This window comes from Streptomyces sp. NPDC021356 (genome assembly GCF_040641015.1).
Taxonomy (GTDB): domain Bacteria; phylum Actinomycetota; class Actinomycetes; order Streptomycetales; family Streptomycetaceae; genus Streptomyces.
Window position 1 is genome coordinate 193,593 of record NZ_JBFACU010000008.1, and the last position, 12,124, is coordinate 205,716.

Annotated in this window: 6 protein-coding genes and 2 pseudogenes; 4 read left to right on the top strand and 4 right to left on the bottom strand. The window is 72.7% G+C overall.

Annotation, left to right across the window (positions count from 1 at the left end; genetic code table 11):
* Window positions 1-362: 362 nt before the first annotated feature.
* The 3 genes and pseudogenes from AB0G56_RS13255 to AB0G56_RS13265 all read left to right on the top strand — a co-directional run.
* Window positions 363-704: pseudogene (locus tag AB0G56_RS13255) on the top strand (glycosyltransferase family 2 protein); the annotation flags it as partial.
* Window positions 705-1,472: 768 nt separating this feature from the next.
* Complete coding sequence (locus AB0G56_RS13260) at window positions 1,473-2,816, top strand: polysialyltransferase family glycosyltransferase (RefSeq protein WP_360968391.1); 1,344 nt, start codon at window positions 1,473-1,475, stop codon at window positions 2,814-2,816.
* Window positions 2,817-3,178: 362 nt separating this feature from the next.
* Window positions 3,179-5,869 (top strand): YfhO family protein, encoded by a 2,691-nt coding sequence (locus AB0G56_RS13265; protein ID WP_360968113.1) that lies wholly within the window; start codon window positions 3,179-3,181, stop codon window positions 5,867-5,869.
* Between the two features lie 531 nt (window positions 5,870-6,400).
* On the opposite strand, the gene lanKC is transcribed toward AB0G56_RS13265, so the two are convergent.
* Complete coding sequence (gene lanKC / locus AB0G56_RS13270; RefSeq protein ID WP_360968116.1) at window positions 6,401-9,058, bottom strand: class III lanthionine synthetase LanKC; 2,658 nt, start codon at window positions 9,056-9,058, stop codon at window positions 6,401-6,403.
* Between the two features lie 609 nt (window positions 9,059-9,667).
* Between lanKC and AB0G56_RS13275 the strand changes: the two genes are divergently transcribed.
* Window positions 9,668-10,087 (top strand): hypothetical protein, encoded by a 420-nt coding sequence (locus AB0G56_RS13275; protein ID WP_360968119.1) that lies wholly within the window; start codon window positions 9,668-9,670, stop codon window positions 10,085-10,087.
* Window positions 10,088-10,311: 224 nt separating this feature from the next.
* On the opposite strand, the pseudogene AB0G56_RS13280 reads toward AB0G56_RS13275, so the two are convergent.
* From AB0G56_RS13280 to AB0G56_RS13290, 3 genes and pseudogenes are all read right to left on the bottom strand, one after another.
* A pseudogene (locus AB0G56_RS13280) lies at window positions 10,312-10,431 on the bottom strand (nuclear transport factor 2 family protein); the annotation flags it as partial.
* An 86-nt stretch (window positions 10,432-10,517) separates the two neighbouring features.
* The gene (locus AB0G56_RS13285) at window positions 10,518-11,045 is read right to left on the bottom strand and encodes a hypothetical protein (protein WP_360968120.1); all 528 of its coding nucleotides are present in this window, start codon (window positions 11,043-11,045) and stop codon (window positions 10,518-10,520) included.
* Between the two features lie 293 nt (window positions 11,046-11,338).
* A complete protein-coding gene (locus AB0G56_RS13290; protein ID WP_360968123.1) occupies window positions 11,339-11,983 on the bottom strand; it encodes a dihydrofolate reductase family protein in 645 nt (214 codons plus the stop codon).
* Window positions 11,984-12,124 lie beyond the last annotated feature (141 nt).

Genomic DNA, 12,124 nt, shown 5'->3' on the forward strand with positions numbered 1-12,124 from the left:
TGCGCGACGCACCGGCTTCCCCTTCGTGGACGTCCTGTGTGACTGGCGGCCTCTCCGTCTCCCAGGCCGGAGCGACCGGCGAGACCGGGCCCCGCCGGGCCCCAGACCATCCGCGGGGCCGGCGGCGGCCACCGCGTGACCATCGGTCGTTGTGCGGACGCCTGATCGCCGGATCGCCACCGGCGCGCCACTGGCCGGGGCCGAGGTGTGACGTCTGCTCACATCGACCACCGTCCCTCGCCGCGGTCCCAGCACTGTTCACCCTCGGGTCCGTGGCCGTTCACTTCCAGGCCATGGAAAAACTTCGGAGGCGGATAGCATGCGCGGGATCTTGGAATGAAAATCCCCGGGGGGACCCGCACATGTCCACACTTTCCGTCATCGTCCCGTGCCACAATGTCGAGGCATATGTCGCGGAAACGGTGCGCAGTCTGGCTGTCAACGCGGACCCCGAGTTCGAGTTCCTGCTCATCGACGACTGCTCGACCGACCGCACCGGGCAGATCATCGAGGACATGACCGGCACGCTGCCGAACGCGCGGGCGATCCACCACGAGACCAACCAAGGTGTGGCCCAGGCCCGCAACACCGGACTGGACGAGGCGAGCGGCGACTACGTGACGTTCCTGGACGGGGACGACTGGTACGCCCCCGGCCACCTGCGCGCCATGGTGGACCGCATATCCCGCCTCGACTGCGACTTCGCCCGCACCGACCACGTGCTGGCCACCGGCCGCAAGCGGCAGATCCGGTACGCCCCCGCCCCGCTGCGGGACGTCGTGATGGACCCGCGCGACGGCATCGCGCCCGCCCACATGGCCACCATGGTGGACTACCCCTTCGTTCCCTTCGGCGTCTACAGTTCCCGGCTCTTCGCAGACGGCGAGGGCAGGTTCGAGACGCGGCTGCGGACCGCCGAGGACCGCCTGTGGGTGTGGCGGTTGCACCTGCGGGCCCGCAGTTACGCGGCCCTCGGATTGCACGGGGCGTTCTACCGGCGGGGCGTGGAAACATCGCTCACCCAGATCTCCGACACCCGCCAGCTGGATTTCATCCCCGCCTATGACACCGTCCTGCGGGAAGTGGCCGCCGATCCGGAGGGCGACCGTTTCATGCCGAAGGCGGTCCGCACCTACTGCGCGATGATCGCCTTCCACATGAACAAGGCGGACCAGTACGAGAGTTCGGTGGCCAGGCAGCTCAAGGTCGAGTCGACGGCAGCGTTGCACCGTATGCCCCAGGATGTCCTCGACGAGACCCTCGCGACGATGGACACCGCCCGCAGCACGCTGCTGCGTCGCCTGCGCGACGCGGGGGAGGCCCACCCGGCCCGCACAGCCCCCGCGGTGGTCGGGCCCCCGGTCTTCCGCACACCGCGCACCACGGCCGCCGCCCGCCCCGCCCCGCGCCCCGCGAGCGCCCCCGACTCCGCCGACCGGTCCCGAACCGGAACCGCGCCCCGGCCGCGACCGGTGCAGATCTTCCAGGCATCCACGCTGTACGGCGCCGCGACGCTGGCCGCGGCCCTGGACGCCGGCCAGTTCGGTCCCGCCGCCCAGGCCCGGCGCGTGCTGCTGATCACCAACAACGCGGCCGTCCCCGAGGTGGCGCCGCGCCTGTCCGACATGACGGGCTTCCAGGAGATCGCCACCCGCTTCGACCAGGTCGAGGACTGGAACGAGGCCATCGCCCCGCACCACCCGGCCGGCTGGCAGCCGCGCCCGGACGACGCGCCCCTGTGGGAGCGGGTACTGCGCACCAGGTGGGCGCTCGGCACCGGAGCGGTGACGCTCGTCGTGGAGTCGATCCAGGTCAGCCCGGCCCGCAGCCTCGCCACCGTGTTCGCCGGTGCTCCGGTGCACGTGTACGCCGACGGCCTGATGAGCTACGGACCGACCCGCGACGAGCCGCCGCACTCCGTCGCGGTCCGCGTCCAACGGCTGCTTCACCTGGACCTGGTGCCGGGACTGCGCCCGCTGCTGCTCTCCGAGTTCGGCGTCGAACCCGAACTCGTCCCGCACGACGCCTTCCGCGCCGTGCTGTCCGAACTGTCCCTGGCCGCCGCCGGCGACCCGGAGCCGGCGCGGGCGGCCGAGGCGGCGCCCAGCGCGCTGCTGCTCGGCCAGTACCTGGCGGCGCTGGACATCCTCACCGCCGAGGAGGAAGAGGACCTGCACGTGCGGATGCTGCGCGCCGCCGCCGCGGCCGGTCACCGCTCGGTCGCCTTCAAACCGCACCCCACCGCACCCGACCGCTACAGCGAAGCCCTCCAGCGCGAGGCCGCCACAGCCGGGGTACGGCTGACGACACTCGGCGGAACGCTGCTCGCCGAGGTCTTCTACGCCCGCCTGCCGCTGGAACTGGTGGTCGGCTGCTTCTCCACCGCGATGCTCACCGCGGCGGCGTACTACGGCATCCCCACCGCCCGCGTCGGTACCAGGACGGTGCTGCACCAGCTGACACCCTACGAGAACAGCAACCGCGTACCGCTGGTGATCGTCGACCACGTCGTCCCCGACCTCGAAGCCGGGGCGACTCCACAGCGGCCCGAAGCCCCGCCCACCCTCCAGCCGCTGCTGCGTGCGGTCGGGTACTGCATGCAGTTTGCCCGGTACCCCTGGCTGCGCACCGACGCCGAACAGGTGCTGGCGCGGGTCACGGGAGACCCGGGCGCCGACCGGGACGGGGCGTACGCCGCGTACTTCGGCACCGAGCGGCTGACCGAGCTGGATCTGCCCGGCGGCCGGAAACGGCGCGCAACCCTGGTGCGGCAGGTGCTCTCCCGCGGCCGGCGCGAGACGGCGTCCCGGCACTGACGACCGGACCGGTAACTCGCGCCCCGGTCATGTCACTTGCAGCCGACCAGGCAACTCCCGTCCCGGTTATGCCACTTGCGGCCGACCCGACGACTCGCTGCCGGTCATGTCACTTACGCCCGGGGCCGCCCACTCGGGCCCGCTCATGTCACTCACGCCCGGGGCCGCTCATTCGCGCCCGGTCATGTCACTTACGCCCGGGGCCCGTGACCAACGGCCCGGGTCATGCCACTGACGACCGGGCCGGGTGTCGGAATACCGGCGGCTGTCGTCAGTGGGCGGCCGAACCCGCTCGCCTGCTCCGGCCGCCCCCCAGTCCCCACCCCCGTACGAGGCGGCCTGCCCCAGACCCCGGAGGAATCGTGCCCGCTCCTGTCAGGCCCCGGCCCGGCCCCACCGCACCCGATGGCGCCGGCGACACCGCAACCGGTGGCGTCCGCGCCGGCCGCGTCCGTGCCGACCGCGTCCTCGCCCCGCTCCGTACGCTGGCGGCCTGGTCACGCGGCAGCGTGCCGCTGCGCGCGGCCCTCGGCGCCGGCGTGCTGTCGTGCCTGGTGTTCTGCCTGGGCAGCCTGCTCGCCGGGAGTTACCCGCTGGGACCGCACAGCCGCAACGTCGTCGACATGGGTACGCAGTACGTGCCCTTCCACGCCTACTGGCGCAAGGCACTGCTCGGCGGCGCCGACGGCGATCTGTTCATGAACTGGAACTCCGGTTTCGGGTCCGACTTCCTCGCCGACATCGGCACCTACTTGAGCAGCCCCTTCGACCTGATGGTGGTGCTCTTCCCGGCCGACCACGTCGAACTCGCCCTCTACGTCATCAGCACGGCGAAGATCACCGCGGCCGGGGCGGCGATGGCGGTCCTGCTGCTGAGGCTGCGCCGCGGTCCGTGGCCGGTGGCGGCGGTGCTGGGGTCGGGGTACGCGCTGTGCGGCTGGACGCTCGACAACGGCACCTACGTACCGATGTGGCTGGACGGCCTGCTCGCCTTCCCGCTGCTCTGCCTGGTCGGCGAGTGGGCGCGCACCGGACGGCGCCCTGTGCTCGGGCCGGTAGTCGTGGCACTGGCGTGGGTGTCGAACTTCTACACCGCCTACATGGCCACCATCGGCGCGGGCATCGTGCTGCTCGTACGGCTGCTCACCGACGACGAGAACCGCCGGCGGCCGACCGGTGCGCTGCCCGCCGCCCGGAACGCACTGACGGGCATGCTGCCCACCGCCCGAAGCGTACTGACCGGTGTGCTGCACGCCGCCCGGAGCGTCCTGATCGGTGTCGGGCTGGCCGCCCCGCTGGTCCTGGTGGTCTACTCGGCCACCAAGGCCGCCCATCCCACCCCGCCCGTCATCTTCTCCCCGGCCACCTGGCCGGACGTCTTCGCGCGGCTGCTGCCCGCCACCAGCAGCACGGAGTCACCCGCGCTGTACATCGGCACCCCGGCGCTCGCACTGGCGCTGACCATGCCGTTCAACCGCCGCCTGCCCGCCCCGGCACGGTTCGGCTGGCCGGCCGCGATCTGCCTCGTGGCGCTCTCGCTGCACTGGCGGCCCACCCATCTGCTCTGGCACGCGGGCGCCGAGCCCAACGGCGTCACCGACCGCCAGGCCTTCGTGCTGTGCGGCCTGCTGCTGATCGCGGCCTGGCTGTCCACCGCCGACGGGCTGCCCCGGCCGCCCGCGCTCGCCGCCGGCCTGGCGGTCCTGGCCGCGCTGGTACTGGCGGCACATGGCACGTACGCCGTCGACCGGTGGTCGTACCCCCTCTTCGCCGTCGCGCTGCTCCTCGGTGTGCTGGCGGCTGCCGCCGTGCTCGTCGCACCCCGCTTGCAGAACTTTTGGAACAGTGCCCGGGTCCTGCCGGTGCTGGCCGTGGCCCTCCTGGTGACCGCCCAGGCGGGCGAGACGGCGGTGGCCGCGATGCGGGTCTCGCAGCTGGAGCGTCAGAACAGGTCCCTGTCGCCGCGGCTGGGCCGTCAAGTGCGGGAGACGGCGGCCCTCGTCACCGCCGAGGACGACTGGCCGCGCTCGCGCACCGATCCCGGCGCGGGCTCCGACCGCAACGCCCCCATGGTGGTCGGCGGCCAGGGCGGCAACTACTACAGCAGCCTGACCGCCCAGACCACCTACACCACCCTCACCGCGCTGGGCTACGGCTACTACGCCAAGGGCCGCCGCCTGATGAGCCTGGACAACCCCGTCACCGACGCCGTCTTCTCCATCGGCACCCGGATCCGCCTGGTACCGGACCCGTCGGGAGGGGGCGGCAAGGTGCCACGGGCCACCACCACCGCCGTACCGCCGCTGGTCACCGTCCGGCCAAAGCTGCGCCTGTCGCACAACGCGGCGCGCTTCGGCGGGTCCGTCTTCGCCAACCAGGAGATGCTGCTCGGCGCCCGTGTGTACGACCCGCCGGCCCGCACCACCAAGACCCGCCACGGCAAGGGTGCGGTCACCGTCTCCACCACCTGCACGCCCGGCAGCCGGGCCTATCTGTCGGCGCTGACGTTCAACGGCACGGCGACCATGAACGGCGGCCGTCCGGTGGCCTTCACCGGCAAGCTGCCCTCCGTCCGGCCACCTCTCCAGGACATCGGCGTCGTGCCGGCCTCCGGGAAAGTCCGGGTCGAACTGCGCCACACCGGGTGGCTGGACCTGCCGAGGCAGCCGATCGGCTGCCTGGTCGCGAGCCGTCTGGAACAGGCCGTACGGCACCTGAGCGCCGAGGGCGCCACCGGTGTCCACGTCGGCGGGCACTCCGTCACCGCCCGCATACCGGCAGGCAGCACCGGCACCGCGGTCCTCGCGATTCCGCGGATCCAGGGCTGGACGTGCGCGGCCGGTGCCGGCCCCGCCCACCCCGCCAAGAACTACCTGGGCCTGATCGCGGTGCCCCTGGACGGCACGGCGACCTCCGTCAGCTGTGACTTCCGCCCGCCCGGTCTCCTGCGGGGCCAAGCGATCGGCGTGGCCGCCCTGGTCTGTCTCGCGGCCACCGCGTTCTGGTACCGGCGCACCCGCCGGCGGCAGGAGGCACTGCGGTCGGAGCCGTGACCTGCCGGACGTGTGACCTGTCGGGTGCCCAGAACCGTCGGCCTGCCCACCGCCTGGAACGGCGACCCGGGCCGGGCCGTTCACGTCACCCCGCTCGACTGGCGCCGGCGGCTGGTCGGTCGACGGGCATCGAGGACGCCTTTGCAGGAAGAGCGAGAGCGTGAGCGAGGAGGCGTACCGCCTCCCGGGTATCTCCCCGCTCTCGCGGATCTCTCCGTCCGGCGTACGTGAGGGCGTACTGCTCGGCACCGTCCCGCGTCACCGAGAGGCCGAAGAACGGCTCGTGGTGTCTGTTCGTGCGGTGGGCGGGTGCCCGTCCGGTCCGGGGGGCCGGGCGGGCACCCCGGGTGTCACATGCAGGCCCGAGTGGACCAGTGGCTGCACCACAGCGACTCGACGATCGACTCGGACTCCTCCTGCATCGCCTGCAGGTCCAGGATGAACGACATGGGCGTACCTCCTTCGTGGTGGGTTGCGCCCCGGACCGGGTCGGCCGGGGACATCTGGTGGGTGACGGGATGCGGTCTCCCGTCAGTGGCGGGCCGTGTCCGCCGGGAACGGGTCGAGCAGGGGCAGTCCCGTGCCCGAGCCGTCCAGCGCCGCCCGCAGGGCGAGCAGGACACCGGCGGCTCCGGTGGCGAGGTCCGCGGAGAGGCGGAACATGTGCCGGCCGGGGACGGCCGCGTGGCCGCGGTGGCGCAGCAGGTGCCAGCCGAGCCGGACCGCCTGGTGGCGTGCCGCGGCGGCCGGGGCGTCGTCCGGCGCGTCGGGCGCGGGCGCGGCGGCGAGGGAGCAGATGAGCCCGGCGCGGCCCTCGAACAGTCCCGGCATCAGCGTGAACTCCGCCGCGCACGCGCGTTCCATCTGCTCCACCGCCTGCCGCAACCGGGCGTCGTCGCGGTGGCGCAGCACCGCGCGGGCCGCGAGCGCCACACCGGCGCTGCCGTTGGCCAGGTAGGGCGTGAGGTGCCCGCCGTTGCGGAACAGCATGCCCTTGGCGTCGACCGAGGCCTGGGCGAGGTCCTCGGCCAGCGCCGTGCCCGCCAGGTCGAGCCAGCGTTCCTCACCGGTGTGCTCATGGAGCCGGGCCAGGAACAGGGCGGCGCCCGAGGCCCCGTGGAGCAGCCCGGGGCGCCGGCCGGGCGGGCGGTCCGTGGCGCCCAGCCGCTCGGCCAGCGCGCTGCCGAGGCCGGCCGCCTCGTCGAGCAGGCCGAAGTGGAGCAGGGCCAGCCCGGCGCCCGCGGTGCCACCGGACAGGTCCGTGGTCAGGATGCCGCGTGCGGCGCGTTCCCCGGCCACCTGACCCGCCCTGGCCAGGGTGCGGCGCGCGGCCTCGGGCTGCCCGAGGCGGTCCAGTACGACCGCGGCACCGTACAGGCCGTCGTAGAGGCCGGCGCGGGTGGCCCCCGGGGCCTCGGTGGCCCGGACCAGCCAGGCGACGTGTTCCGCGGGCACGGGGTAACCGGCGGCCTCCAGGGCGTAGAGCACACCGGCGGCCCCGTGCGCCACGTCCAGGCCGGCCGGGCGGCGGAACTGCTCGGGGTCGCCCGGGAAGAGGCGGTCGGTGCGTTCGGGGGTGGCCGCGGCCACGATGCCGGCGGCCAGCGAGTCCATGACCTGCCGTATGTCTTCCGGCGAGGTGAGGTCCGCCGGTTCCCCGCCGCCCGGTGCGGCACCCGCCGTCACAGGCGGCAGCCCCCCGGCCTTCGGCGCACTGGCTGTCGGCGGCGGTGCGGCGGCGCGTTCGATCCGTCCGGTCGGCAGGGCACCACCCGCGGCCCGCCGCAGGTCGCGCACGATCGCGTCGGCGAAACCGGTGCCCAGCCCGAACCGGTCGGCGGCGGCCCGCGCGAGCTGCGCGGCCTTGCGGGAGTCCAGTTCGATGAGGAAGGTGAGCGGGAGGAAGAAGAAGAGCCGCATGCAGGCCAGCGCGTAGTCGTCGACGGCCGTGCCCTCCCGGGCGGTGGCGCAGACGAAGCCCGGCGCGCCCAGACCGCAGGCGGATCCGCCTGCCGCGTCGAAGGCCAGCTCGAAGTCGACCAGGGCCAGGCGCCCGTCGGGGCGCACCATCACGTTGCCCGGGTGCAGGTCACCGAAGACCACACCGCGCCGGTGCAGTTCCGCGATCATCGCGGTCAGCTGGTCGGAGAAGTCGAGCGCGGTACGTACGTAGGCGTCCAGGGTCGCCTTGTCCGGGTCGGCGGACAGCAGCGGATGGGCCCCGTTGAACAGGTGCCGCTCCAGCTTCTCGCCCTCGATGAACTCCTCGACCAGGTACTCGTGTTCCCACACCGTCACGTGGTCGTACAGGCGCGGCACGAAGTCCAGTCCCGCCAGGCGGCGCAGCATGCCGCGTTCCCGGTGCAGGCGGGTGACGGCGTCGGTGCCGCGGTCGTCCAGCCCGGCGAGCGGCCGGGCCTCGCGCAGGACGACGCCGCGCCCGTCACGGCGGTCGCGGGCCTTGTAGACGCCGCCGCCGTTGGAGAAGTGCAGGGCCCGCTCGATGTCGTACGGGAAGTCCTCGGGCCGTCCACCGGCGCGGGCGGCGACCTGCTCGGCCAGGAAGTCGGGCACCTCGACCCAGTCGGGCACCGAGAAGACGGGCTGCCGCAGGTCCGGGACGAGCACGCCGGCCGGGTCGCGCAGCGCGGAGACCGTCTCCCCGGCCGCGTTGACGCAGTACATCTGGCGGTACGCGCCGTAGCGCACGTACAGCACACTGTCCGCCCAGCGCAGGTCGCTGAGGATGTACGGGCCGCGGTGACCGGCCAGGCGGGCGGCGAGCGCGGTGAGCGTGCGGCGCAGCTCCGCCTCGTCGCGGGGGTAGAGGGTGAGCAGCTTCCCGCTGGAGGCGCGGGGCGCGTACTTGGAGTTCGCGGCCAGCACGGTGGCGGGGCCGCGCAGGAACTTCACCGACAGCCGGTGGTCACGGCAGTGGCCCAGCACCTTGCCGATGACCGCCTCGGCCTCGTCGAGAGCGCCGGAGACGTGGATCTTCCAGCCCTGCTCGGGGAGTTCGACACCGTCGGGGTGGAGGTAGACCCACACGCCGTCCCGGCTCCGGCGCCAGCCGTCCGGGACGCTTTTGCGGGCCGCCTCGAAGAGGTCCCCCGATTCCTCGCAGCGGCCGGGCTCGTCGTAGAAGACGGGATCGACCCGGCAGTACGCCTCATAGTCCTGCGGTCGCACTCCGCCATCCCCTCCCAGGATCGCCATACGTCCATGCCGGTGAGCGGCGTGGAGATTTCTATGCCTGGCCGCCCGGGAGGGACAAGATCTTGCGTCGGCCCGGCCCATGGGCTATCGCGCGGCGCCGCATGTCCCGGAAATCGGATACGTCTGCCCGAATACCGCGCAACCGGCGGCCGACGCAGACCATCCGGGCACGCCGTGCCCGGCCGCCGCCCCGACGGGGATTCCCGCCGCGTACAGCGGTCTCCGGCGGGCCGCGGCGGCGGCCGGCGCCGGGACCTGTCCCGCGCGGTCACCGCGGGCCGCGACCCACGACTCCGCCCAGGTGGTTCAGATCCAGCCAAATCGCGGTCGCCCGGGCGTCCTTCGCGGTGGGCACGGGGGAGGCCTCGCACTTGGTGTGATCGTCACGGCAGTCAAGAAGACGTGACAACGTAACAGTGTTCGCCGGACGCAACCCGTGGGGCGATCCGCCCATCTGGATGGTTGGCGGGCCGCGGGGGACGCTCACGAGAGCCGCTGAGCACGCACCCGCCACACAGTGACTGATCGACGACACATGGCCAGTGGATGTCACTTGGGGGAGATCCACGGAAGGGAACGTCCATGACCAGGACCAAGGGGCTGAGCCGACGCCGGCTGGCCGTGACCGGCGCGCTGGGGCTGGCCTCGCTGGCGCTCGCCGCGGTGCCCGCACACGCCAAGGGCGACATCGACATCACCGCGCCGCACAAGGCGGGCGTGGGCAAGACCTTCACGGTCTCCGCGCACGGGTCCGACGACGACGCCGTCTACCAGCGGATATGTCTGCAGGAGCGCACCGCCGGGCACGCGTGGCACCAGGTGGCGTGCGGCGCCACGGTCGCCAGGGACACGGGCAAGGACGCGCGGGCCACGGTCCGCCTGAAGAGCAGGCACCACCGCACGTTCGAGTTCCGCGCGGTGATGTACAGCCTGACCGGCCCGCACGACCACCACCCCAAGCGGTGGAGGACGTCGGAAGTGGTGAAGGTCCAGGTTCGCTGACACCGTAGCCGGGGTGACGTCACACGTGTGCGGGAACCGGCCGTAGGGGTGACGTCACACGTGCGCTGACATCAGCCATGCCCCGGGCCTTGTGGGGTGGGTGTCCACCGCACCCGGCCCGGGTTCCGGCCGTGGATCGCCGCCGACCCGGCGGCGTACCGCACGTCGCACCACCGGCTCGGCAGGACGCGTCGCCTACGGCGCTGGGTGGAGGACGAAGTCCAGAAGGGGGCGAGCAGGTCGAACGAAGCCTCGCCAGGTCCTCCTGCCGCCAGGTACTCCGCCTCAGCCGCGTACATGCCGGTGAGGACTCTCACCGACTCTTCAGTGGTTGACACCGTCATGTCGTCAGCATCAGCGCCGGAGCAGGACCTTGCCGGCGGCAATCAGACATCGTTGTGCTGCCCTGTCGGCACTTCCGCGACAGGATCTAGCCCATCCACTCCCGCAGCAGCCGCTCCCGCTCCGCGCCGCGCGGTGTTCCGCTCGCCTGGCTGCGGCCCCACTGCGACATCGCCGCCAGCGTCGTGGCCATGGTCGCGGCGCCCTCCGTGAGGCGGGAGAGAAGGGCGCGGGAGAGGTCGACCTCGGTCGCGGAGTAGCCGACGGCCGCGGCGACGTAGGCCGCCAGCTCGTGCTCGCCGCCGGACGACTCCACGCGCACCGTCATCATCGAGGGCGCCTCGTCCGCCCGGCCGGGGTGAAGGGACAGCGCCAGGTTCATCACCGTGTCCACGGCCAGGTCCTTGACCACGCCGACCTGCCGCATCAGGGACTTCACGGGGACGTCCGCGACCGTGAGCGCCCGTACGTCCTCCCACAGGTGGAGGGCGGCCTGGCCGTCACCCAGGGCCATCACGCCCTCGGGGGTCAGTCGGACCCCTGGCGCCAGACCGGACGGCTTCGCCCCCACGTACACGTCGCCCTCGGCGATCCAGAACAGGCCCACCATGGCCATGGGTTGCTCACTTCCCCCGACGACGGCACCGCCGCCGCATCACACGTCGCACGATCAGGTCCCCCCTCCGCCGCACCGCGCGAAGGAGCCGGGAAGATCCACCTTCCCGGCCGCAAATACGCTACCTGAACTGCGCGGGGATGTCTCTTAGCCCGGTGGGCGCCGAGCGAGGTACGGGCGCCCAGGGCCGGGGCCGGCCGGCCCCGGCCCGCGTGGCGTACGAGCGGCTGCGCGGCGACCTCGTACAGGACGAGCGGCGGTCCGGCCGGCCGGTCACTCCACCGGAACGCCGGTCACTTCCGCCAGAACAGGTGGTGCGTCACGCCGCTCGGGCTGGGCACCACGTCCAGGTGGTACCGGTCGAGCAGTTCGTCGGGCGTGTCCCACAGGCGCAGCCCGGAGCCGAGCTTCACCGGCGAGACCACCACGTGCAGGGTGTCGACGAGACCGGCGTCGAGGAACTGCCGGATGGTGCTGACCCCGCCGCCGAGCCGTACGTCCTTGCCCCGGGCCGCCTCCCGCGCCCGCGCGAGCACCGCGGCCGGGTCGCCGTCGACGAAGTGGAAGGTGGTGTCGGAGAGCGTGAACGACGGGCGCGGGTGGTGGGTCGTGACGAACACCGGCGTACGGAACGGGGGTTCGTCCCCCCACCAGCCGAGCCACTCATGGTCCTGCCAGGGCCCGCGCTGGGGCCCGAACTTGTTGCGGCCCATGATCTCCGCACCGATGTCGCGGGCGTAGTCGCGCGTGAAGTAGTCGTCGAGGCCCCGGCTGCCGCCGGGATCGGTGCGCATGGGCCAGCTCGCCGTGGCACCGGCCCAGGCGAACAGCCTCTCGGGGTCGACATGCCCGAACGGCCGCTCGAAGCTCTGGTCCTCCCCGGCGGCGACGCCGTCACTCGAGACGTTGAAGTTCTGGACTCTCAGCAGTTGGGCCACGTGCTCCTCCTGTGCGGGCGACGATGCGATGACAGATGCGGATGAGGGATGCGGACGGGGACTGAAGGATGCGAGATGAGGGGTGAAGGATGCGAGATGAGGGGTGAGGGGTGAGGGGTGAGGGATGAGGGATGAGGGATG